Genomic DNA, 21,987 nt, shown 5'->3' on the forward strand with positions numbered 1-21,987 from the left:
CGAGACGGACAACGAGCCCCCTGCGGGCGTGCTCAGGTGGGGCTTAGTGGCAGTGCCGCCCGCAATACGTAACAATTGACCATTGTGACCATGCATCCTGACTTCAGCTCACCACGAATCGCGATCCTGGGCGGAGGTCCAGGCGGATATGAAGCGGCCATGGTCGCAGCGCACCTGGGAGCGCGGGTCACGCTCATCGAGCGCGCCGGGCTCGGCGGCTCAGCCGTCCTCACCGACGTCGTGCCTTCCAAAACCCTGATCGCGACGGCGGATCTCATGACCCGCGTCGGCGAGGCGGGGGAGCTGGGAGTCAAGTTCGCCGTCGACGGCAGCGATGTAGCGCCGGGCATGCGCGCGGATCTGGGCCACATCAATGACCGCGTCCTGCACCTCGCGCGGGAGCAGTCCGACGACATCCGGGTGGGCCTCGAGCACCTTGACGTGGAAATCCTGATGGGCTCGGGAAGGCTCTTGGACAACCACACCATCGAGGTCATCACCTCGGACGGCACCAAGACGATCACTGCCGATGCCATCCTCCTGGCCGTCGGTGCGCATCCCCGCGAACTGCCCACGGCCAAGCCCGACGGAGAGCGCATCCTGAACTGGGCGCAGATCTACAACCTTGAGGAACTTCCGGAAGACCTGATCGTTGTGGGTTCCGGCGTCACGGGGGCCGAGTTCGCTTCCGCCTACAACGGCCTTGGTTCCAACGTCACGCTCATTTCGAGCCGCGACCAGGTATTGCCAGGCTCGGACACGGATGCCGCCCAGGTCCTTGAAGGTGTCTTCAAGCGCCGTGGCGTGCGCGTTCTGTCCCGCTCCCGCGCGGAAGCTGTGGAAAGGACCGACGCTGGCGTCCAGGTCACCTTGGGCGACGGTTCCGTCGTGACGGGCAGCCATTGCCTAGTCTGTGTGGGTTCCATCCCCAACACCGCCGGAATCGGGTTGGAAGAGGCAGGTGTCGCTGTCACGGAGTCCGGCCACATCAAGGTGGACGGCGTTTCCCGCACCACGGCGCCGAACATCTACGCTGCGGGCGACTGCACGGGGATCTTGGCCCTCGCCTCTGTCGCGGCCATGCAGGGCCGCATTGCTGTTGCGCACTTCCTGGGCGACGCTGTCATGCCGATCAAACTCCACCAAGTCGCCTCCAACATTTTCACCTCACCGGAAATCGCGTCTGTGGGCGTTTCCGAGGCCGACCTCGAATCGGGCAAGTACCAGGGCGACGTTGTCACGCTCTCCCTGCTGAGCAACGCCCGCGCCAAAATGCGCAATACCAAGGACGGTTTCGTCAAGATCATCGCGCGCAAGGGTTCGGGCACTGTGATCGGCGGCGTCGTCGTCGGGCCGAACGCTTCTGAACTGATCTTCCCGATCGCCGTTGCCGTGAAGCAGAAACTGCACGTCGACGACGTCGCGAGCACCTTTACGGTGTACCCGTCGCTGACTGGGTCGATCTCGGAAGCGGCGCGGCGGCTGCACGTGCATATGTAGGTCGTGGCTCTTGCCGGCGTCGCGTTTGCTAGCGTCGACGGCATGCGATCTATCTACCCGCCCAAATTCCGTCGCGGTGACTTGGTGCGCGTTGTTGCGCCTGCCCTGAGCCGCGCCGTGGTCATGGAGCACGACAACACCAGCCACATCGGGAGGCGCTTCGCCGAGATGGGTCTGCGGCTCTCCTTCGGGGAGCATGTCGACGAGATGGACGGCCTCCTCTCGTCGTCGGTGCGGTCACGTGTCGATGATCTCCACGCAGCATTCGCGGATCCGGAGGTGGCGGGAATCTTGACCGTGATCGGGGGATTCAGCAGCAATGAATTGCTCCCGTACCTCGACTGGGATCTCATCGCGGCGAACCCGAAGATCCTCTGTGGCTATCCGAATGACCAAGGATCTACTGGCCCTGATCGTGGCCAAACAATCCGTTCTTGCGGGCTTGCCGGTGCTGGCCAATGCTGATTTTGGCCACACTTCGCCAATCTTGACGTTCCCGATTGGCGGCGAGGCCGAAGTTTCTGTCGGTGAATCGAGCACTTTGAGGATCACGCGCCACTGATGATTCGGAAAACGCCTCTGTAGCCGGATCTAGTCGCGTTAGATCTCGCGGCGATGGCCGGCCTGAACGACGACAATGACTAGTCGGCCGTCGTCGATCCGATAGAGCACCCGATAATCTCCCGTGCGGACCCGCCACTCGACCCGCCCTGTCAGCTTCTTGGCGCCAGGCGGACGCGGTGTCTCAGCCAGCAACTCGATGGCTGCCTGGACCCGGCGGCGGGCCTCGGGTGGAAGCTTGCGCAGCTGCCGAAGGGCCGCTGGCAGGACCGTGATGTTATAGCTCACGTCAGGCCCAGATCGCGCTTGACGTCCTCCCAAGGGATCGGAGTCTCACCGGTTTGCTTCATCTCTTCCCATGCCAGGTCCACGGCTCGGATGTCTTCAAGTTCTTCCGCGGCTTCGCGAAGGCGCTCCAGCTCGGCGGAATCAATCACTGCCGCGACCCGAATTCCGCGACGAGTCAGGAATACCGGCTCGCGCTCGCGATGTGCCGTATCAACAATGGTTGCCAGATGGTTCCGGGCTTCGGTGATGGCTATGTCGGTCATGCACTCGATGTTACGGCAAATGCGGCAAAATGTACGTAGCGTACAGAACCGCCGACAACGTTCGTGCGATGGTGGCCTCGTAATGCAGTTCACGGTCCACCAATCGGCGAGTTCTGAGGGATCACGCGCCACTGACGCGAGTGGGCGGGCTATTTTGTCGGTGCCTGCTGGCAGAGTGTTTCCATGGACGCGATCGGACAACTCACCACTGGCCAGGGCGCTTTGCCCGGCGGCCGGTTCGTCGTGTCCCATAAGGTGCGCGAGCCGCGGATGGTGACTACGCCTCGGCAAGGGCCGGGGCTGCGCCGACTCTCTCTGGCGGATCCGCGCGAGCATCGCGCCGGTGATCGCGGTGGTCCGCAGCAGGTTTTGGAGAGTGCTCTTGCGGCGTTGCGGTCGCTGGCACGGACGGCGATTGACGACGTCGGGTCGCTGGGGTTGCAGGACTCCGCTGAGTTTGCCTCGGGCGTGGAGGAGCTGTCCCGCACCCTGGAATATTTGCAGATCGTCGCGGCGGGGCAGTTGCACCGGGTGCGGCAGCAGGAGCCGGCCGGTGAGACCGGCTGGATGACGGGCTGGGGGGCCGAGGCCAGAGCAGGTGGTTCCAGCAGCCCCGGAGCGGATGTTGAGGCTGCCGGTACCTGTACCGGTGTCGAAGACGGCGGCATCGGTGAGAGGGCAGCCCATGCCGGGTTCCGGGAGTTCAGGAACACCGGTGAGCACATGCGCTCGCTCCTGCGGATCAGCGCTGCCGAGGCCCGCCGGCGCGTTTCCCTCGCGGAGGATCTGCTTCCCGGCCGATCACTGACGGGCCAAAGGATACAGCCGCGATATGGGGAAGTGGCCGCGGCTCTGGCCTGCGGTAGCATCGCTTCCCGCCCGGCCACCACCATTACCATGGCTCTCGAACGCGTCCGGCCCCTGTGCAGCCCCGAGACAGCCGCGGAGATGGAACACGCGCTGACCATGACGGCGGCCGAGAACGACGCCGATTTCCTGGCCAGGCTCGCCCGCCGCTGGACCGACGCGATCGACCAGGACGGTACCGAGCCCGGCGAAGAAGCCCTGCGTCACCTCCAGGGCGCCTTCCTCCGGAAACCCAAGCATGGGCTGCAGCATCTGGAAATCTTCGCCACCCAGGACCAATACGAGCACCTGCTTACCGTCATGAACACCGCCACCAATCCCCGGACCCGCACGTCCCGGGAGCCCGGACCCGGGGACAATACGGTGGACGCGGGATGCGGGGGCGAGCTGACAAACGCTCGGGCGGAAGGTCTACCGGGTGGTTCGCGCGATGATGCCGCGTCCTTGGACCGCCGCACGAGGGCGCAGAAACTCCTGGACGGGTTGCTTGGCGCCTGCAAGATTGCCCTCGCCACCGGGGCGATGCCCGCGGCCGGAGGTCAGCGCCCCCAGATCATGGCCACCATCGACCACCGCGACCTCCTGTCACCGTTCAAAGAAACTGGGCAGCCATACCGGCTGCCGGCGCTGGTCGGCCAGTCACGGCCGCGACAGGGCACGGGGAGCCTTACGTTCACCGGTCCGGTTCCGGCGGCGACGCTGCGGAAGATCGCCTGCGATGCTGACATCATTCCCGTCGTCCTTGGCGGCGAAGGCCAAGTGCTGGACATCGGCCGGGCCTCCAGGATCTTCCCCGCCCACATCCGCAAAGCCATCACCGCGCGGGACAAGGGCTGCGCGTTTCCTTCGTGCACGATGCCGGCCCCGTGGTGCGAAGCCCACCACATCGAGTACTGGTCCCGGGGCGGATCCACCAGCACCGACAATGGCGTCTTGCTCTGTAGCCACCACCACCATCTGATCCACAAGGAAGAGTGGCACATCCAAGTCCAAGCAGGCGTGCCCTGGTTCATCCCGCCACCCCACATCGACCCGCGCCAACAACCACGCAAGAACCGCTACTTCGACGTGTGACCAGGGGCCTCGGTGCGACGTGCCTCTGTGCGCGTACGGCGCTGTGCTGCGTAGTCGTCGTCCTCAACTGCTGTGCAAGAGTATGGGGATGGAGATGCACAACCGGGAAGGCCTCGTCGATGAACTCACAGCTGTGATGCGAGGGTACGCGGCAGCCAACAACACGCACGACATCGAGCAGGTTCTGCCGTACATTGCCAAGGACGCAACCTATTGGTTTTCAGACGGATCTTATGAGGGCCGCGAACTGGTCCGGGCAGCCATCGAGGCGCCGTTGCCCGATCAGCTATTCAAGGGAGAGCCGACGCGCTGATGCCAAACCATTACTTCAGCACACGTCTTTATCAGTCCGCTGCACCCTTTTCGCACTTTGTCGAAAACGCCGGCAGCGGCTTCACGGCGGGCATCATCGGCCAACGCAGGGACGATGGCCTTCTGGTTTCCAATGACGTCGCAGAGCAATGCGAGGCCATGATGGACAACCTGAAAACGCTACTTGAAGAGCTGGACCTGGGGTTTTCGGATCTCGTGCGAACCACCATCTATTTGACGGATTACAAGGATTTTGACGTCATCAACTCGGTCTATGCCAGACATCTGACCGAACCATTTCCGGTCCGAACGACGATTCAGGTGGCAGCTCTGCCGCTGGGCGCCAAGGTGCAAATAGACACCGTCGTGGCTGTTAGGACGGGTGAAACGCGGTAGCCAGATCCCACGCTTGCTTTGGGAATTGGTGACTCCGAACAAGCCCAACGGGTAAGCACGCTCTGGTTTACTAGGGGGCATGGGGGACCTGATGAAAACCGAAGATCGCAAGCTCAAAGTGGACGGCTTGGTCAACGGACGCGACCTCGGTGGTCTACGGCGCGCAGATGGGACGGTCACGCCAAAGGGCGTGTTCTTCCGGAGCGAGAACGTCGATTGGGTCACTGGGAACGGATGGCAACAGATCTATGATGCCGGGATCCGCACGGTGGTCGACCTCCGTCAGCAAGGGGAACGCACCACAGATACCCGGGAACGGCCTAGCTGGCTCACCACGATCCATGTTGACCTTGACGGCTTGGAAAACAAAGAGTTCTGGGCTGACTACTGGGACAACGGCCTAGTGGGCACAGCGCTCTACTTCCTCCCGCACCTTGCAGCGATGCCCGAACGGTCCGGCGCCGCTATATCCGCTGTGGTCAACGCACCTGCAGGAGGGGTTCTCTTCCATTGCATGGGAGGCAGGGACAGGACGGGCCTACTTGCCATGGCTCTGCTTCGTGCAATCGGCACCGACTCCGAATGCGTCGTGGACGACTATCTGGAAACCGTCAAGTTGGGTGATGTGCGGGCGGCCAGCAGCAAGCGAAACAACGCTGAACCCATGCTCGAGGAACTGTGCCGGAAACACGGCACAACAACCGAAGGCGCGTTCCGGGATGTCTTGGCACAATTCGATCTCAAAGCCTTCCTCGACGCCGCAAAGCTCACCCACGAGGACCGAGAGCGCCTTTTCACCTGGCGCGGCGCGATCACACCCGCAAACCCGGAACAGGGTGGCAATCATGGAAACCGCGGCAGTCAAAGTCCGCGAAGCAACCGCCGAGGACACAAAGACACTCTAGGCGGCCTGCTTTGAAGCGGCGAATAGGCGCAACTCGTCCGGTTCCGTTGGGAAGGGTCCAACCGCGTGTTGCCGTCGGACCCTTTGTCGTTTCGTGGTGGTTGGTGAGCAGGGACTGATCGCCGCTAATTCCGGACTTTCCCGGTTTGTTTAGCCCAACCGGCACGGGACCGCTGACCTTTAAGTGGCAGCTTGGCCCGCTCCGCAGTCCTGGGTGGCGGTAGGCACTTACACCGCGAGTGGAACGGGATGCACCTCGTCCGCAGGGTGACCCGTGCGTTCATGAATGCGCCTCACAGCGTCCGCGGAAGGGGCTTCAGACAGGCAATACACAACGCCTGCCTCCGGGTCAGCCCATGCGCTCTTGAAAACGACGTTTTCCTCGTCCTGAATGGCAAGATCGGCATCGTGCGCCGCCTTCAGATCCTCCTTGGTTAGCCCCTTCATGTTGTGATGAACGTCCATAAATTCAGGCATGACAATGCTCCTCAATCGTGGTCGATATTGACGGCGGCGGTGTAATGCAGACGCTAGACGCGTGGGTATCAGTTCGTCAAGAGTCCGAGTTGACTCGTAAAAAACCTCCGCGAAGGGGCATACGTTGCCTCATAAGTATTTCTCCGGCTGGTTCGGGGTTGCCGGGCGGGCGGTGGCGGGTTACGCAGGGTGGATGGGACTGACGATGGCCGAACGCAAGGCCGTGACGAAGCAGCTGGCGAGGACCTACCGGGCCGGTGATCGGGTCCGGAAGGGCAGGATCCTGGACGAGGTGGTCGAGCTGACGGGCTGGCACCGGGACTATGCGCGGGCGGTGCTGCGGCATGCCCTTGATCCGCCCAGGCCGCGTCCGGTGCGGGCGGGCCGGGCTCCGGTGTACGGGGCGGATCTGCAGCCAGGCCTGGTGCAGTGCTGGGCGGTGCTGCGGGCACCGGCCGGACGGCTGCTGGCGGCGGCGATGCCTGAACTTGTTCCGATGCTGCGGGACGAGGGAGCGCTGCAGGTCACGGATCCGCAGGCGGCCCTGCTGGCGCGGATGAGCGCTGCAACGATCGATAGGCGGCTGGCCGGGGAACGGGCCAAGCTGCTGCCCCGGGGGCGCTCCCACACCAAGCCCGGGTCCTTGCTGAAATCCCAGATCCCGATCCGGACCTGGGCGCAGTGGGATGATGCCGTGCCCGGGTTCGTGGAGATCGACCTGGTCGGCCATGAAGGGTCCAATAACTCCGGGCAGTTCTGCTTCACGCTGACCGTCACCGACATCGCCACGGGTTGGACGGTGAACAGGTCCGTGCCCAACCGGGCGCAGAAGCACGTCTTCGCTGCCCTGCAGCACGTCCTGTTGGTGTTTCCCTTTCCCGTGATCGGCATCGATTCGGACAACGGCAGCGAGTTCATCAACAACCATCTGTTCGATTTCTGCCTGGAACACCACATCACCTTCACCCGCTCCCGGTCCGGCAACAAGAACGACGGGGCCCACGTGGAGCAGAAGAACTGGGCCAGGGTCCGTGAACTCGTCGGCTACCTGCGCTACGACACCGCCGCGGAACTGGAGCTGCTGAACCAGATCTGGGAACTGGACCGGATCTTCACCGACTACCTGCTGCCCCAGCAGAAGCTCATCGCCAAGGTCCGCGTCGGAGCCAAGGTCACCAAGAAGCACGACGCTCCCGCGACCCCGCACAGACGCACGAAAGCCGACCCCGGCGTCTCACCCATGGCCGTACTCCGCATGAACACCGAATACAAGAAGATCAGACCCGCTGCCCTGTCCCGGCAGATATTGTCCCTCACGGGCCGGCTCGAAACCCTCGCCACGGCCAAGCAGCCCGCACCCGTGAAACCCCCCGTCAACGAGGACTGGAACCGCCGACCCAACCGGAGATATTCAACTGAGGCGACGAATGCCCCTTCCCGGAGGTATTGACATGAGGTAGCAGGGAGTCATGTCTGGACGCCCGGGTTCAGCACTGGCTACACCGCAACCCCCTGGAAGTGCTTCTCGATAATCCCCTTGATGTCCCCATGGCACCCGCCGCACCCAGTCCCCGCACGGGTCGCCTTGGAAACCTCCGGTACGGAAGAGCAGCCATCCAGCACGGCTTCCTCGATGCTCGCACCGCTGACGCCCGCGCAGCGGCACACTGTGCGCTGCGGATCATCATTCGAAGCAGAAGAATCCAGCTGGTCGGGGCCGTCCAGGCGGAGTAGGAGCGAACGGTCGGCGGGCAGTTCGGAGCCGCGTTCGAACAGCATCACAAGCTCTGCGGCCGTGCGCGGCATGCCCACGGTCACGAGTCCTTCGAGCGCGCCGCCCCGCGTCGTCATTTTGACGTAGCGGCCATGTTCCGGATCGGCCCATTGGGCCACTTGGCGCCTCGGCGTTCCCTCGGAGACACCGACGGACAACAGCTCGTCATCCCAGGGTTCGGCGCCGTTGTCGCCAGCGACGGCCAAGTTGATGCCGCGTGCCTTCAGGACCACCACGCCTGGCTTCTCCTGCGGGAGGGGTGCCAGCGTGTCGGCAGCGTCCTGGCCGCCCTCGGCAAGGAGGATCAGGTACTCGGCGAGCCACTCGGCTTGGCGCCAGCCCGGACCGACTAGGCCCGAAGGACCAAGTGCGGTGCGGCATTCGGAGCACTCGGCATCGGCACAGCGGACCTCGGCGCAGTCACCGATCGCGAACATGTGCGGCTCGTGGTAAGTGCGCAGGCGGTGATCCACCAGGATGCCCGTGGCCGCGGGCAGTCCACAGCCTTCAGCTAGTTCGATCCGCGGGCGCACACCACAGGAGAGGACCAGCAGGTCGCCCTCGATCCTTGACCCGTCGTTCAGTACAAGGGCCGAGAACATGCCGTCCGGGCCATTGTGCTCGACGGCTGTGGAACGGGCGTTGCCTACCATAGTGATCCCGCTGTTGCGCAGGCTTGCCGCAAGAACGGCGCCGCCGCCGCGGTCTATGTTGCGGCCCAGCGGGAAGGAACCGTTGTGAACCACCGTGGTCCGGGCGCCTTCTTCTGCGGCGGCGAGGGCAGTTTCAAGGCCCAGCACGCCGCCCCCGAGGACGATCAGGCGCTTTCCGGCAACTACGGCGTCGCGCAGTTGCGCGGCATCACGGAGGTCACGGAGCGCGGTCACACCCGGCGGGAGCACCGGGTGGGAAGGATCTGGGTTGATGCCTGTGAGGTTGGGAATGACGGGCCGCGAGCCGGTGGCGAACACCAGTCGGTCGTAGCCGGGAGTGGTCCCGTCCGAGAGGATTACCTGCTGGCGGGCACGGTCGATGCGTTTGACCGTGACGCCCAGCCGGACCTCGACGCCGTCGGCCGCCAGATCCGTGGCGTCCGCCATCGCGAGCGCTTCCGCGGTGGTCCGGCCTACGCCGAGTTCCGCCACCATGACGCGGTTGTACGCGGCTTCGCTTTCCTGACCGACGACGAGCAGCTGGACCAGCCCGCTGCGAACGGCGGGCAACAACTCGTCCACCAGCCGGGCCGCGACCGGCCCGAATCCGACCACCACAATTCGCTCGCTCACGATGCCTCCTTGACGTGCATTGACAACCCGGCTGCCGCTGGAACGGCAAACTCCGGTTCGACTTCCGGTAGTGCCGCCTTCCGGACCCAGACCCTGCTGGTCTTGAACTCCGGCATGCCGGAAATCGGATCCGTGACCGCCTCAGTGAGCCGGTTGGCGCTGCCCAGCCCAGGGAAATGGAAAGGCAGGAAGACCGTGTCCGTCCGGATGGAGTTGCTGAGCTCCACCCGGCACAGGACCTCGCCGCGCTCATTGGAGACCCGGACAAAGTCTCCGCCGGAAATTCCCCTGACGGCCGCCGTCGCGGGGTGGATCTGCAAAAGCGCCTCCGGCTGTGCGGCCGCGAGTTCGGCCACACGGCGGGTCTGGGCGCCCAACTGGTAGTGCTCCAGCAGGCGCCCGGTGACGAGGGTCAGGGGATCGGGATCGGAGAGGACGACGGCGGAACGCCGGGACCGCCTCTGCGGCACCACCGGGACCATCACCGCGAGCCCGTCGGCGTGCGCGAAGCCGTCCAGGAAGAGGCGCGGAGTTCCCGAACTTCCGGCGGGATAAGGCCAGTATGCGGCTTCTCCGCGATCCAGCATGGCGTAGTCGATTCCGGAGTAGTCGGCCAAACCGCCGGCCGAAGCGAGCCGGAGTTCCTCAAAGACGGTCTCGGGATCGTCGCTGAACGTGGACGGAGCATCAAGGGATTCGGCGAGCCGGGCCATGAGCCACAGTTCGCTGCGGACACCCGGCGGAGGGGTGAGGGCTTTCCGGCGGCGGAGGACGCGCCCCTCGAGGTTTGTCAGGGTGCCTTCTTCTTCGGCCCACTGCGTGACGGGGAGGACGAGGTCGGCCTCAAGCGCAGTCTCGGACATGAAGAAGTCGCAGACCACCAGGAAGTCCAGGCTGCGCAAGCCCTCGATCACGGCGCTGGCGTCCGGTGCGGACACCGCCACGTTGGCGCCGTGCACGAAAAGGCAACGGACGCCGTCGGGCTGTCCCAAAGACTTCAACAGCTCCACGGCCGGCAGGCCGGGGCCGGGGATGAGGGACTCGTCCACGCCCCACACTTTGGCGACGTGGGCACGGGCGGCAGGATCGGTGATCTTGCGGTATCCGGGGAGCTGGTCGGCCTTTTGGCCGTGCTCGCGGCCGCCCTGGCCGTTGCCTTGGCCAGTCAGCGTGCCGTAGCCGCTGCGGGAAGACCCCGGCAGGCCGAGGAGGAGGCTGAGGTTGATCGCGGCCGTGGCGGTGTCCGTGCCGTCCACGTGCTGCTCGACTCCACGGCCGGTCAGGATGTAGCTTCCACCGCGCCGGGCGCCGTCGGCAAGGCGGCGTGCGGTCTCACGGATAAGCGTGGCGGGCACGCCGGTGATCGATTGAACGCGCTCCGGCCAGAAGGCTGCGAGGCTGCGAACGATCGCCGGGTACCCGGCGGTGCGGCTTTGAAGGTATTCAGTGTCGGCGAGGCCTTCATGGACCACCACATGGGAGATACCCAGGAGCATGGCAAGGTCCGTACCGGGGGTCGGCTGCAAGTGGATGCCGCCGCCGTCGCCGGTGAATGCAGCGGTCGCGGAACGCCGGGGATCGGCCACGATCAGGCCGCCCGAATCGCGCGCGCCTTGCAGGTGCTGGACGAATGGCGGCATGGTCTCGGCAACATTGGAACCGAGAAGGAAGATGACGCTTGCCGAATCAAGGTCCTCCACGGGGAAGGGGAGACCGCGGTCCACGCCGAACGCGCGGTTTCCGGCGGCCGCAGCTGAGGACATGCAGAAACGGCCGTTGTAGTCGATGCGCGAAGTTCCCAGCGCCAGGCGGGCGAACTTGCCCAACTGATAGGCCTTCTCATTGGTGAGTCCACCGCCGCCGAACACGCCGACGGCGTCGGGCCCGTACTGTTCGCGGGTCTGCTTGACGGCTCCCGTGACCAGCATGAGTGCCTGGTCCCACGTGACCGGTCGATGGACGCCGTCGGACCCCTTGAGCATGGGTTCCGTGACTCGTCCGGTGTGGTTCAACAACGACGCCGATGTCCAGCCCTTGCGGCACAGCCCGCCCCGGTTGGTGGGGAAGTCGCGGCCGGACACTTCCATTAGTGGAAGTGCCTTTGCCGCTGGAGCGGGGTCTGACCCCGGCCGCGCCGAGGGCGCCGCCGGGGTCAGAGTCATGGCGCACTGCAGCGCACAATACGGGCAGTGGGTGTTGGCGCCATTGGGCATATTAGATGTGTCCCATCGCTTTGCGGTTGGCCTTGCGGAGGTAGCAGACCCAGCAGACGATCAGCATCAGCACGTAGGCGCCGACGAAGCCATAGAACGCGGGGGTGTAGGAACCGGACGCGGTGGTGGAAGCGTTCAGCACCTGGGGGATGACGAATCCACCGTAGGCGCCGATCGCCGAGATCAGGCCGAGGGAGGACGAAGCCAGGCGTGCCGTGCTAGCGGTGCTGGCCCCGGAACGCGCGGCCCGGCTGGAGGTGGCGAAGATGACCGGAATCATGCGGTAGGTGGCGCCGTTTCCAAAGCCGCTTGCCGTGAAGAGGAACAGGAAGAGGACCAGGAAGAGCCAGAAGTTCTTGAGCGGAAGGGTCCAGATCATGGTCAGGGTGATGATCGCCATCGCTGCGAAGGAGGTGACGGTCATCCGGGCCCCGCCCATGCGGTCAGCCATGCGTCCACCGTAGGGGCGGGCCAGGGAGCCGACCAGCGGGCCGAGGAAGGCGAGTGAGAGAGCCACTGCACCGAGGTGCATGGAGGAGAAAGCCGGGAAGTAGTCCTTGATGAGCTTGGGGAAAACGCCGGAGAAGCCGATGAACGAGCCGAAGGTGCCGATGTAGAGGAAGGCCATGATCCACAGGTGCGGTTCCTTCAACGCGGCGATGGAGCCTGCCACGTCGCCCTTCGCGCTGGTGAGGTTGTTCATATACTTCCAGGCGCCGAATGCGGCGACAAGGATGAGCGGGATCCAGATGAGGCCTGCCATGGGCAGACTGACGGTACCGGCGGCCAGGAGAGTGACGGCGATCGGCACAACGAGCTGCGCGACGGCGGCACCGAGGTTTCCGCCCGCGGCGTTCAGGCCCAGCGCCCAGCCCTTTTCACGGGCAGGGTAGAAGAAGGTGATGTTTGCCATGGAACTGGCGAAGTTGCCGCCACCGAAGCCGGCGAGTCCGGCCATCAGCAGCATGACGCCGAAGGGGGTGCCGGGGTTGGAGACGCACAGCGCAAGGCCGGCTGTGGGGATCAGCAGCAGGAGGGCCGAGACGATGGTCCAGTTGCGGCCACCGAACTTCGGCACCATGAAGGTGTACGGAATGCGCAGGGTGGCACCGACCAGGCTGGGGATCGAGATGAGCCAGAAGATCTGGTTGGTGTCGAACTTGAAGCCCGCGGCCGGGAGCTGGACGACCACGATCGACCAGAGCTGCCAGACGACGAAGCCCAGGAACTCGGCGAAGATGGACCAGTACAGGTTGCGCTTGGCAATGGCACGGCCGGCGGCCTCCCATTGCTCCTTGTTCTCTGCATCCCAGTTGGCAATCCAGCGGCCAGGGCGGTGTTCGAGCTCGGGGACGAGGGCTGTGGGCGCCTGCTCGTTAGTGAGGATTTCGGTGCTTCGGTCAACTGTCACGGAGTGCCTCCTTTGTGGGGACGTTGTACTTATACGGTAGGTACGGCGCGTTTCGCGGACCGTCGCGGTTTGTAAACGTGCTGTGACATTTGCCTATCGGAGGGGGTCACCACTGCGTGAGATGGCGGTGAGGTTTTTGTGTCGCAGACCACAGAATGAGACTTTTCGGGGCGTCCGCATCTTGGACTTGATTGTCCATTTGTTGGATACCGGGAACTATTATTGAACTCTCAATAATCTTTGCCGGCAGGCTCAGCGACGCCGGGCCGGCTGAACGAAAGCATCCATCACATGTCTTCCATCGCTGAATCCAAGGAAAGCGAGTCGGCCAAGCCGGTGAACTCGCGGGGACGGGTGATCTTCGCCAGCCTCATCGGCACGTCCATCGAGTTCTACGATTTCTACGTCTATGCCACGGCGGCCGTGCTCGTCTTTCCCAAACTGTTCTTCCCGACGGCGGACGAGACCACTCAGCTGCTGAGCTCCTTCGCAGTGTTCGGTGTGGCCTTTGTCGCCCGGCCGCTTGGCTCAGTGGTTTTCGGCCACTTCGGTGACAAGTTCGGTCGCAAGGGAACCTTGGTTGCGTCCCTGCTGACCATGGGCATCGCCACGTTCCTGATCGGCTGCCTCCCCACGGCGCAGGTCCCGGGCTGGACCTTCCTTGCCCCCACGTTGCTGGTGGTCCTGCGCTTCGCCCAAGGCCTCGCCCTCGGCGGTGAGTGGAGCGGTGCCGCGCTGCTCGCAACGGAGAACGCACCGGCCAACAAGCGGGCCATCTACGGAACGTTCCCGCAAATGGGTGCACCGATCGGCTTCATCCTGGCCAACATCATCTTCCTAGCCTTCAGCTACACCCTGACCCCGGAGGCCTTCGCCGCCTGGGGCTGGCGCGTGCCGTTCCTGCTCAGCGCCCTCATGGTGATCCTCGGCCTCTATGTGCGCCTCAAGCTCATTGAAACACCCGCATTCACCAAGGTGCTGGAGTCCAACGAAGTGGCCAAGCTGCCCATCGGACGCGTGTTCAAGTCCAGCTGGCGCCCGCTGATCCTCGGCACGTTCATCATGCTCGCAACGTACGTCCTGTTCTACCTGATGACCACGTTCACGCTGACCTACGGCACCAAGCCCACCTTGGCGGGCGCACAAGCCGCCGCGGTGAAGGCCGGAAAGCCGATGACCGAAGCGGCCGCCGCGGCGTTCGTCCCGGGCTTGGGCTTCAGCCGGAACGACTTCCTCTGGATGCTGATTGCCGGCGTCGTCTTCTTCGGCATTTTCACCCTGGTAGCCGGTCCGCTGGCCGAAAAGTACGGCCGCCGGAAGATGCTCCTCGCCGTAACGGCCGGCATCCTGGTGTTCGGCTTGCTGTTCGTGCCCCTGTTCAGCGGCGGCTTCGTGGGGACCATGGCGTTGCTGATCATCGGATTCACGCTGATGGGCCTCACGTTCGGACCGATGGGCGCATTGCTTCCGGAACTGTTCCCCACCAACGTCCGGTACACCGGATCCGCAGTCAGCTACAACATGTCCAGCATCCTCGGCGCAGCGGTGGCCCCGTTCGTCGCAGTATGGCTTTGGGAATCGGCCAAGGGCAGCACCGTCCTGGTGGGCATCTACCTCAGTGCCATGGCAGTGCTGACGCTCGTGGCCTTGTTCCTGTCCAAGGAAACCAAGGACACGGACTACGAGAACAACGTGGCCTGATCCTGTATTAACTGACTCCCGTTAACTGGCTCCGGCCCCGCACTAATGGTGCGGGGCCGGAGCTGCTTAAGTCTGTTTAGTCTTCGATCGTCGCGATGACGGCGCCTGCGGAGACGGTTTCGCCTGCCTTGGCCACCAACCCGTGGATGGTGCCGGCCTTGTGGGCGGTAAGGGGCTGCTCCATCTTCATGGCTTCGAGAACCACGATCAGATCGCCTTCGGCAACCACATCGCCGGCAGCCACTGCTACCTTGACGATCGTTCCCTGCATCGGCGAGGTAAGGGCGTTGCCGCCTGCCACAGCGGCCGTGGCTCCCGCGGAGCGGGAACGCTTCTTGACCTTCGCGCCCTTGGCGCCCGTGCTCGCAACTGAGGAGACGGAACCCAACGTCGCCGGAAGGACAACTTCCAGCCGCTTGCCGCCAACCTCGACGACGACGCGTTGCCGCTCACCGGCGTCGGCGGCTTCTGTTCCGCCTCCGGTGGGCGTCCACGCCGGGATGTTGTTGACGAACTCGGTCTCGATCCAGCGCGTGTGCACCTTGAACGGGCCTTCGGCCGGAGCGAACGCGGGATCGGTCACTACTGCGAGGTCGAAAGGAATCACAGTGGGGATGCCTTCCACCACCATTTCCTCGAGGGCGCGGCGTGAACGCTGGAGGGCCTGTTCGCGGCTGGCGCCGGTGACAATCAGCTTGGACAGCATGGAATCGAAGTTTCCGCTGATGACGTCGCCCTGCTCGATGCCGGAGTCGATGCGGACGCCCGGACCGGTGGGGTTCTTCAGGGTGCTGACCGTTCCGGGCGCAGGCATGAAGTTGCGGCCTGGGTCTTCGCCGGTGATGCGGAATTCGAAGGAGTGGCCGCGGACCACAGGATCGCCATAGCCGAGCTTTTCGCCGCGGGCGATGCGGAACTGCTCGCGGACCAGGTCGATGCCCGTGACTTCCTCGGAAACACAGTGCTCCACCTGAAGGCGGGTGTTGACCTCGAGGAAGGAGATGATGCCGTCCTGTCCCACCAGGAACTCGCAGGTTCCTGCGCCCAGGTAGCCGGCTTCTTTCAGGATGGCCTTGGAGGACTCGTACAGGCGCTCGTTTTGCTCGGCGCTCAGGAACGGCGCCGGGGCTTCTTCCACGAGTTTCTGGTTGCGGCGCTGGAGGGAGCAGTCGCGGGTGGAGACTACAACCACGTTTCCGTAGGCATCGGCGAGGCACTGGGTCTCGACGTGGCGCGGGGAATCCAGGAAGCGCTCGATGAAGCACTCGCCGCGGCCGAAGGCGGCAACGGCCTCGCGCACTGCGGACTCGAAAAGCTCAGGGATTTCCTCGATGGTGCGGGCCACCTTGATGCCGCGGCCGCCGCCACCGTAGGCAGCCTTGATGGCTACGGGCAAGCCGAATTCCTTGGCGAAGGCCAGGATCTCGTCAGCGGATTCCACGGGGTCGGCCGTGCCGGGAACCAGGGGAGCGCCAACCTTTTCTGCGATGTGGCGCGCCTGCACCTTGTCGCCCAGCGCAGAGATGGCCTCTGGGGACGGGCCGATCCAGGTGATGCCGGCGTCGATGACCTTGGTGGCGAACTCGGCGTTCTCGGCGAGGAAGCCATAGCCGGGGTGGATGGCGTCCGCACCGGACTGCTTGGCGACCTCGATCAACTTGTCCATGACAAGGTACGACTCGGCAGCAGTGTTGCCACCCAGGGCGTACGCCTCGTCTGCCAGCCGGACGTGGAGGGCGTCCCGATCGGGGTCTGCGTAGACGGCCACGGAGGCGATGCCTTCGTCCCGGGCTGCGCGGATAATGCGGACCGCGATTTCGCCTCGGTTGGCAATCAAGACCTTGGTGAGAGGGCTGGAAATGGGCTGCGCCGGATTAGCTGACAAGTTGACTCCTTCTGTCCTTCAGGGAGCCTAGCGTGATTTTGAGGGTTCCGCCCATATTGATGGGGGATTCCGTGTGTGAGACGGCCTGTCTTTGTAGGGTTGCTACAAAGTCGGGAAACCCGCAGCGGGGCTGGCGACTCGGACCGCTTCTATTCGCCGATCGCTTCTGAGCCGTTCTGGGTCCAAAGTTCGGTGATTCCCACGTTCGCTTGCCCGAGCAGATCGCGGAGGGTCGAGATGGAGAGCCCGACGACGGCGTGCGGGTCGCCGTCGACCTTGCGAATGAAGGCCCCACCGAAGCCGTCAATCGTGAACGAACCCGCGCAATGCAAGGGCTCGCCCGTCGCGATGTAGGCGTCGATGTCCTTCTCGCTCATCTCCGTGAAGTGGACTTCTGCGCTGGATACAGCGCCGACCGTTGCGCCAGTACCGTCGGCCGTCCCGCCGTCGTCGTCCATGTCCGCTGCGGTATCGCGGCAGTCCACCAGCCAGTGCCCGGTGTGGAGTACGCCCTTGGAGCCACTCATGCGCAGCATCCGTTCCTTGGCCACGTCAACCGTGTACGGCTTGCCGTGCGATTCGCCGTCGAACTCGAACACGGAATCGCAGCCGATTACCAGAGCGCCCTCGGCATCGGGCAGGGAGGCGACGGCCTCGGCCTTGGCGCGGGCCAGGAGGAGTGCGGTGTCATGGGCGTCGGTGACCCCATACCGGGCCTGCACGGCGTCCTCGTCCACGTCCGAGACGAGTACCTCGTGGTGGATGCCGGCTTCCGTGAGGAGCTTGGTGCGGGCGGGGACTGGGAAGCCAGGATCAATCGGGTCACGGCTCAAGCGTAGTACGCGGCGCCACCCCCCGACGCTCGCTCACTTATGTAGGTGTTTGGCCGGACGCTCGCTCACGTATATCGGTGTCTAGCAGGACGCTCGCTCACTTATATCGCCCGTGCGGTCAACCCTCGTGGAGAGATGACCCCAAGGTGGACATGTTCCTTGAATTCAGGTGAGCGAGCGTTTGGGAAGAGCGCGTTATAGGTGAGCGGGCGTTTGGGAAGAGCGCGTTATAGGTGAGCGAGCGTTTGGCGGAAAGGCGCTATAGGTGAGCGGGCGTCGGTTCTGGACACAGAACCGACGCCCGCTACGAACCAAGCCAGACGCTTAGTGGACCAGCTCCCTGGTCCCGCCCGCCGCCGTCGTCCGCTGGAGGTTGGCACCTTCGACGTCGACGTCAGGAAGGATGCGGGACAGCCAGCGCGGCAGCCACCAGGCTTTTTCGCCCAAGAGGTACATCACGGCCGGAACAATGGTCATCCGCACCACGAACGCATCCACGAGCACGCCGAACGCCATGGCGAAACCGAGCGGCCGGACCATGGTCAGGTGGCTGAAGATGAAGCCGGCAAACACGCTGACCATGATGATGGCGGCGGCCGTGACCACAGCGGCGGCATGGCTGAAGCCGCTCCGGACGGCCTGCTTCGCGCTCTCGCCGTGCATGAACGATTCGCGCATGCCGGAGGTGATGAACACTTGGTAGTCCATCGCCAGGCCAAACAGCACACCGATCAGGATGATCGGCAGGAAGCTCAGCACGGCTCCGGGGTTGGCGACGTCGAACACGGTGCCCAGCCAGCCCCACTGGTACACGGCCACCACGGCGCCGAACGCGGCCGCGAGCGAGAGCAGGAAGCCGCCGGTGGCCAGCAGCGGGACGACGATCGAGCGGAACACCAGGAGCAGGAGGACCAGCGAGAGCCCGACGACGATCGCCAAGTATGGGGGCAACGCGGCGCCGAGCTTCGCGGAGACGTCGATGTTGCCGGCCGTCTGCCCCGTCAGCCCGATGGTGGCCCCTGTGGCTTGCTGGATTTCGGAACCTTTGGCGCGCAGTTCCGAGACCACTTGGACTGTGCTGGCGCTGGCTGGCCCGTCCTTGGGGATGACCTGGAAAACGGCGGTGCGATGGTCTTGGCTGAGGGCAACCGGAACGGCGGCCACGACGTTGTCGACGCTGCGCAGCTTGTCCGCGACGTCGAACTGCTTGGTCTTGGCCTGGTCGTCGCTGAGCCCGTCAGGGAACGTGCCGACAACCACAATGGGACCGGTCATGCCCTCGCCGAAGCTCGTGCGGGTGAGGTCATAGGCCTTGAACGCTTGCGAATCCACGGGTTCCGAGCCGCCGTCGGGCAAAGCGAGGCGCAGCTGGGAGGCCGGGAGGGCCAGCACCCCGAGAAGCACGACGCCGGCAAGCAACGAGACCACCGGGTGCCGGGTCACGAGCCCGCCCCAGCCACGGCTGCTCCTGCGCTGGTCCTCAGCGCGATCTGCCGAGGCGTGGTCCGGCTCGGCGTTGTGGCGTTGGGCTTTGGCCCAGGCCCGCTTGGAGATCAGTTTGCGGCCCACCAGTGAGAGGATCGCCGGGGTCAGCGTCAAGGAGACGACGACGGCGACTGCCACGGTCGCGGCGGCCGACAGGCCCATGACGGCCAGGAACGGGAGCCCGGGAACCACCAATGCGGCAAGAGCGATGACGACCGTGAGGCCGGCGAAAAGAACCGCATTGCCTGAGGTGCCCGTTGCGAGGGCTACGGATTCCTCAGCGTCCATCCCGGAAAGCAGTTGCCCGCGGTGGCGGTTGACGATGAAGAGCGAGTAGTCGATTCCGACGGCGAGGCCCAGCATGAGCGCGAGCATCGGGGAAATGGAACTCATGTCAATGACGCCGGTGAGGGCAAAAGTTCCGCCGACACCCACGGCTACGCCAATGATGGCCATGAGGAGGGGCAGGCCTGCAGCGACGAGGGTTCCCAGCATCACGATGAGGGCAATGGCCGCCACGGCGATGCCGATGATTTCCGAGACGCCGAACAGTTGCGAGACGTCCTCCGTGATTTCCTTGCTTGCTAGTGCGGTAACACCCGCTGAGGAGACTCCGTGGACGATGTCCTGGACCTGCTGCCGGACGGCGGGGGTCAGGCCGTTGATGGAGGTCTTGAACTGGACCTGCGCGATCGCGGCTTTGCCGTCTTGGGAGACGAATCGCATGCCTTGGGAAGCTGCCACCTGGCGTTTGGCCAGTGCAAGTGCTGCTGCTCCATCGGTGGCCTGCTTCTCGCCTGCTTCGAGCTTCTGGCGCCCGGTGAGCAGTTCGGCCTTCTGCGAGGCAAGCTGGGCCTCGATTTGCGCTGCGGGCATCCCGGCAGCAGTCATTTGCTGCTCGGCGGCCTTGAGCTGGGCATCACCGGCGTCGAGTGTGGCCCGGGCTTTGTCCAAATCGGCCTGCCCGGCGGCGGCCTTTTGTTCGCCGGCTGCGAGCTCGGACGGTGCGTTGTCCAGCTGTGCCTGTGTTGTGAAGGGATTGACGGTGGATTGCACGTCCGGCAGTTTTTCCAGCTTGGCGAGGGCCGACGCAATGGCGTCCTTGCCCGCTTGGTTGAATCCGCCGTCGCCGGCTTCGAAGACGATCCCGGCGGAACCACCCGAGGACGCCGGAAGATCCTTCTTGAGTTTGTCCAGCATCTGCTGGGTCTCCGTGCCGGGGATCTGGAAGTTGTTGGACATGGTGCCGTGGAAGGCAGCCGCGGAGCCGCCGACGGCCACGAGCACGGCCAGCCAGAGGGAAACCACCAGCCAGCGGTGACGGTAGGAAAACTTGCCAAGACGGTAGAGCAGGAGTGCCATATCGGAACCGATCTGTCGGTGAGTGGTTATGCCGAGTGTTGGGTGTCAGCCGGGGGCTGTGCGGTGTGGGAGGCCGGATCTTGAGGCGCGGGGCCTTGATCGGCCGGATCTTGAGAGGCCGGATCTTGAGGGGCGGGTGCCGCAAAGCCCGAACCGAGCAGGCCAATCGCGTCGATCAGGTGCTGCCGCAAGCTCGCCAACGATTCGGCGGAAAGATCCGGACCACGTTGTTCGAACCACACGCTCATGGCTGCCTTGCCGCAGGAAATGATGGATCCGGCCAAAGCCCGCAAGTAGAGCTCATTGGCATCCGGCCCCAGGCGTTGCCGGGCAGCGTCGATGATCTGCGTAGTGCAGTGGTCCCAGGCTTCGAGTTCCGAACGTGCCAAGGCCCGGTTGTCCTGGGTCAGGCTGAAGAGCTCGGCCATGGGGGAGACCGTCATGGGGTCAGCCAACGCCATCAGGGCGGCGCGGGCGGACTCGAGGATAGGTTCACCGGACGGGCGCAAGCGGAACTGTTCCAGTGCATGGTCCAGGAAGCCCTCAGTCACGGAAGCCAAAGCGGCTTCGAGGCTGGGGAAATAGTTGAAGAAGGTGCGCCGGGAGACACCGGCTTCCTCCGCGATGTCCTCCACCGTGAAACTTCCAATGCCCCTGCTGCGCAACACAGTGAGGGCTGCGTCCGCGATCGCGCGGCGAGTGGCCAGTTTGTTCTGTTCCCGGCGTGAGAGGAGGGCAGAGGTATCGAAAGCAGTCACATACTTACACTAAGTGCAACTTTGCACTCTGAGCAAGTTAAATCGTCGCGCACAGAAGCAAACGGCCGGAGACGCTTGTGCGTCGCCGGCCGTCGTCGTCCGCCTTACTGCTGGAAAGGTTGCTGGGGTGAGTGCGAAGCAGGGAACTGTCCGGGCGCCGGTGGTGCCGTTTGTTCCTGGGGTGCAGCCGGCGTCGTGGGCTGCTGGGCGGATTGCTGGCCTGCGGCGCTGGTCAGGTAGATCGATTGGCCGGTGGCGCCGGGCTCGCCTTCGCCCAGGGGGATGGCGAAGACCGCTGTTCCGTAGGCGCAGACTTCGGTCCAGTTGCCGCCCATCTCGGATGTGTCGAAGCGCATGGCCACGATCGCGTTGGCACCACGTTGCTGCGCCTCGTTGACCATGCGGGCCATGACTTCCTGGCGGCTTTCATAGAGGGCCTTGGTCATTTCGGGCAGCTCGCCGCCGCCGAGGGAGCGGAAACCGGCCAACATTTGGGAGCCGATATCCCGTGAGCGGACGGTGAGGCCCATGACTTCGCCAAAGACGGCGTCGATCCTGTGGCCCGGAATTTTGTTTGAGGTGACGATCAGCATGGACAGAGCCTATCCAGAATTCACCGTCCCTCACCGTTAAGGAC

At 64.3% G+C, this 21,987-nt stretch carries 19 protein-coding genes and 1 pseudogene; 9 read left to right on the forward strand and 11 right to left on the reverse strand.

Annotated elements, in window-relative coordinates:
- Positions 1 to 84 precede the first annotated feature (84 nt).
- Genes ACX5I4_RS06645 through ACX5I4_RS06655 form a run of 3 tightly spaced genes read left to right on the forward strand, consistent with a single transcriptional unit; the run spans position 85 to position 2,062 of the window.
- Positions 85 to 1,500, forward strand: coding sequence for an NAD(P)H-quinone dehydrogenase (locus ACX5I4_RS06645; protein WP_461835980.1), 1,416 nt, complete (start codon positions 85 to 87; stop codon positions 1,498 to 1,500).
- A gap of 42 nt (positions 1,501 to 1,542) precedes the next feature.
- Positions 1,543 to 1,965 carry an LD-carboxypeptidase gene (locus tag ACX5I4_RS06650; RefSeq protein WP_461835981.1) on the forward strand — a complete coding sequence of 141 codons (423 nt, stop codon included), beginning with the start codon at positions 1,543 to 1,545 and terminating at the stop codon, positions 1,963 to 1,965.
- On the forward strand, positions 1,889 to 2,062 hold the full coding sequence (locus ACX5I4_RS06655; RefSeq protein WP_461835982.1) for a hypothetical protein: 174 nt from the start codon (positions 1,889 to 1,891) through the stop codon (positions 2,060 to 2,062). The genes ACX5I4_RS06650 and ACX5I4_RS06655 overlap by 77 nt, the downstream gene beginning before the upstream one ends.
- Before the next feature lie 38 nt (positions 2,063 to 2,100).
- Here the strand turns inward: ACX5I4_RS06655 and ACX5I4_RS06660 are convergent, their stop codons facing one another.
- Together ACX5I4_RS06660 and ACX5I4_RS06665 are read right to left on the reverse strand one after the other, a co-directional pair.
- The gene (locus ACX5I4_RS06660; protein WP_461835983.1) at positions 2,101 to 2,349 is read right to left on the reverse strand and encodes a type II toxin-antitoxin system RelE family toxin; all 249 of its coding nucleotides are present in this window, start codon (positions 2,347 to 2,349) and stop codon (positions 2,101 to 2,103) included.
- On the reverse strand, positions 2,346 to 2,612 hold the full coding sequence (locus ACX5I4_RS06665; protein ID WP_461835984.1) for a type II toxin-antitoxin system Phd/YefM family antitoxin: 267 nt from the start codon (positions 2,610 to 2,612) through the stop codon (positions 2,346 to 2,348). Before ACX5I4_RS06665 ends, ACX5I4_RS06660 begins: the two co-directional genes overlap by 4 nt.
- Before the next feature lie 183 nt (positions 2,613 to 2,795).
- Here ACX5I4_RS06665 and ACX5I4_RS06670 point away from each other — a divergent pair, with 183 nt between their 5' ends.
- The 4 genes from ACX5I4_RS06670 to ACX5I4_RS06685 all read left to right on the forward strand — a co-directional run bounded on the left by ACX5I4_RS06670 (position 2,796) and on the right by ACX5I4_RS06685 (position 6,180).
- Positions 2,796 to 4,553: an HNH endonuclease signature motif containing protein gene (locus tag ACX5I4_RS06670; protein ID WP_461835985.1), complete on the forward strand. Its 1,758-nt coding sequence runs from the start codon at positions 2,796 to 2,798 to the stop codon at positions 4,551 to 4,553.
- Positions 4,554 to 4,641: 88 nt separating this feature from the next.
- Complete coding sequence (locus tag ACX5I4_RS06675) at positions 4,642 to 4,866, forward strand: Cif family virulence factor (RefSeq protein ID WP_461835986.1); 225 nt, start codon at positions 4,642 to 4,644, stop codon at positions 4,864 to 4,866.
- Positions 4,866 to 5,261, forward strand: a complete 396-nt coding sequence (locus ACX5I4_RS06680; RefSeq protein WP_461835987.1) for a RidA family protein — start codon at positions 4,866 to 4,868, stop codon at positions 5,259 to 5,261. Before ACX5I4_RS06675 ends, ACX5I4_RS06680 begins: the two co-directional genes overlap by 1 nt.
- A gap of 91 nt (positions 5,262 to 5,352) precedes the next feature.
- On the forward strand, positions 5,353 to 6,180 hold the full coding sequence (locus tag ACX5I4_RS06685) for a tyrosine-protein phosphatase (protein WP_461835988.1): 828 nt from the start codon (positions 5,353 to 5,355) through the stop codon (positions 6,178 to 6,180).
- Positions 6,181 to 6,393: 213 nt separating this feature from the next.
- Here the strand turns inward: ACX5I4_RS06685 and ACX5I4_RS06690 are convergent, their stop codons facing one another.
- Entirely contained in the window at positions 6,394 to 6,642 is a 249-nt protein-coding gene (locus tag ACX5I4_RS06690) for an SCO4226 family nickel-binding protein (RefSeq protein WP_461835989.1), read from the reverse strand.
- Positions 6,643 to 6,766: 124 nt separating this feature from the next.
- Here ACX5I4_RS06690 and ACX5I4_RS06695 point away from each other — a divergent pair, with 124 nt between their 5' ends.
- Positions 6,767 to 8,092, forward strand: a complete 1,326-nt coding sequence (locus ACX5I4_RS06695) for a DDE-type integrase/transposase/recombinase (protein WP_461835990.1) — start codon at positions 6,767 to 6,769, stop codon at positions 8,090 to 8,092.
- 47 nt (positions 8,093 to 8,139) lie between these two features.
- Here ACX5I4_RS06695 and ACX5I4_RS06700 read toward each other — a convergent pair whose 3' ends face one another.
- Genes ACX5I4_RS06700 through ACX5I4_RS06710 form a run of 3 tightly spaced genes read right to left on the reverse strand, consistent with a single transcriptional unit; the run spans position 8,140 to position 13,326 of the window.
- Positions 8,140 to 9,702 carry an FAD-dependent oxidoreductase gene (locus ACX5I4_RS06700; protein ID WP_461835991.1) on the reverse strand — a complete coding sequence of 521 codons (1,563 nt, stop codon included), beginning with the start codon at positions 9,700 to 9,702 and terminating at the stop codon, positions 8,140 to 8,142.
- On the reverse strand, positions 9,699 to 11,915 hold the full coding sequence (locus tag ACX5I4_RS06705) for a molybdopterin oxidoreductase family protein (RefSeq protein WP_461835992.1): 2,217 nt from the start codon (positions 11,913 to 11,915) through the stop codon (positions 9,699 to 9,701). The genes ACX5I4_RS06700 and ACX5I4_RS06705 overlap by 4 nt, the downstream gene beginning before the upstream one ends.
- A gap of 1 nt (position 11,916) precedes the next feature.
- A complete protein-coding gene (locus ACX5I4_RS06710) occupies positions 11,917 to 13,326 on the reverse strand; it encodes an MFS transporter (protein ID WP_461835993.1) in 1,410 nt (469 codons plus the stop codon).
- Between the two features lie 291 nt (positions 13,327 to 13,617).
- Here ACX5I4_RS06710 and ACX5I4_RS06715 point away from each other — a divergent pair, with 291 nt between their 5' ends.
- Positions 13,618 to 15,027 (forward strand): MFS transporter, encoded by a 1,410-nt coding sequence (locus tag ACX5I4_RS06715; RefSeq protein WP_461835994.1) that lies wholly within the window; start codon positions 13,618 to 13,620, stop codon positions 15,025 to 15,027.
- Between the two features lie 76 nt (positions 15,028 to 15,103).
- On the opposite strand, the gene ACX5I4_RS06720 is transcribed toward ACX5I4_RS06715, so the two are convergent.
- The 5 genes and pseudogenes from ACX5I4_RS06720 to ACX5I4_RS06740 all read right to left on the reverse strand — a co-directional run bounded on the left by ACX5I4_RS06720 (position 15,104) and on the right by ACX5I4_RS06740 (position 21,943).
- Positions 15,104 to 16,912 carry an acetyl/propionyl/methylcrotonyl-CoA carboxylase subunit alpha gene (locus ACX5I4_RS06720; protein WP_461835995.1) on the reverse strand — a complete coding sequence of 603 codons (1,809 nt, stop codon included), beginning with the start codon at positions 16,910 to 16,912 and terminating at the stop codon, positions 15,104 to 15,106.
- Between the two features lie 149 nt (positions 16,913 to 17,061).
- Positions 17,062 to 17,738, reverse strand: a pseudogene (locus tag ACX5I4_RS06725) (Maf family protein).
- 331 nt (positions 17,739 to 18,069) lie between these two features.
- Positions 18,070 to 20,592, reverse strand: a complete 2,523-nt coding sequence (locus ACX5I4_RS06730) for an MMPL family transporter (protein WP_461835996.1) — start codon at positions 20,590 to 20,592, stop codon at positions 18,070 to 18,072.
- A 26-nt stretch (positions 20,593 to 20,618) separates the two neighbouring features.
- Complete coding sequence (locus ACX5I4_RS06735) at positions 20,619 to 21,350, reverse strand: TetR family transcriptional regulator (protein WP_461835997.1); 732 nt, start codon at positions 21,348 to 21,350, stop codon at positions 20,619 to 20,621.
- A 104-nt stretch (positions 21,351 to 21,454) separates the two neighbouring features.
- Positions 21,455 to 21,943: a YbjQ family protein gene (locus tag ACX5I4_RS06740; protein ID WP_461835998.1), complete on the reverse strand. Its 489-nt coding sequence runs from the start codon at positions 21,941 to 21,943 to the stop codon at positions 21,455 to 21,457.
- Positions 21,944 to 21,987 lie beyond the last annotated feature (44 nt).

It is taken from the genome of Arthrobacter sp. MMS24-S77, assembly GCF_054888235.1.

Coding starts and splice junctions, on each gene's coding strand:
- ACX5I4_RS06665 (WP_461835984.1), bottom strand. CDS start 2,612: ATGACCGACATAGCCATCACCGAAGCCCGGAACCATCTGGCAACCATT.
- ACX5I4_RS06655 (WP_461835982.1), top strand. CDS start 1,889: ATGACCAAGGATCTACTGGCCCTGATCGTGGCCAAACAATCCGTTCTT.
- ACX5I4_RS06690 (WP_461835989.1), bottom strand. CDS start 6,642: ATGCCTGAATTTATGGACGTTCATCACAACATGAAGGGGCTAACCAAG.
- ACX5I4_RS06730 (WP_461835996.1), bottom strand. CDS start 20,592: ATGGCACTCCTGCTCTACCGTCTTGGCAAGTTTTCCTACCGTCACCGC.
- ACX5I4_RS06715 (WP_461835994.1), top strand. CDS start 13,618: ATGTCTTCCATCGCTGAATCCAAGGAAAGCGAGTCGGCCAAGCCGGTG.
- ACX5I4_RS06740 (WP_461835998.1), bottom strand. CDS start 21,943: ATGCTGATCGTCACCTCAAACAAAATTCCGGGCCACAGGATCGACGCC.
- ACX5I4_RS06705 (WP_461835992.1), bottom strand. CDS start 11,915: ATGCCCAATGGCGCCAACACCCACTGCCCGTATTGTGCGCTGCAGTGC.
- ACX5I4_RS06685 (WP_461835988.1), top strand. CDS start 5,353: ATGAAAACCGAAGATCGCAAGCTCAAAGTGGACGGCTTGGTCAACGGA.
- ACX5I4_RS06675 (WP_461835986.1), top strand. CDS start 4,642: ATGGAGATGCACAACCGGGAAGGCCTCGTCGATGAACTCACAGCTGTG.
- ACX5I4_RS06680 (WP_461835987.1), top strand. CDS start 4,866: ATGCCAAACCATTACTTCAGCACACGTCTTTATCAGTCCGCTGCACCC.
- ACX5I4_RS06670 (WP_461835985.1), top strand. CDS start 2,796: ATGGACGCGATCGGACAACTCACCACTGGCCAGGGCGCTTTGCCCGGC.
- ACX5I4_RS06650 (WP_461835981.1), top strand. CDS start 1,543: ATGCGATCTATCTACCCGCCCAAATTCCGTCGCGGTGACTTGGTGCGC.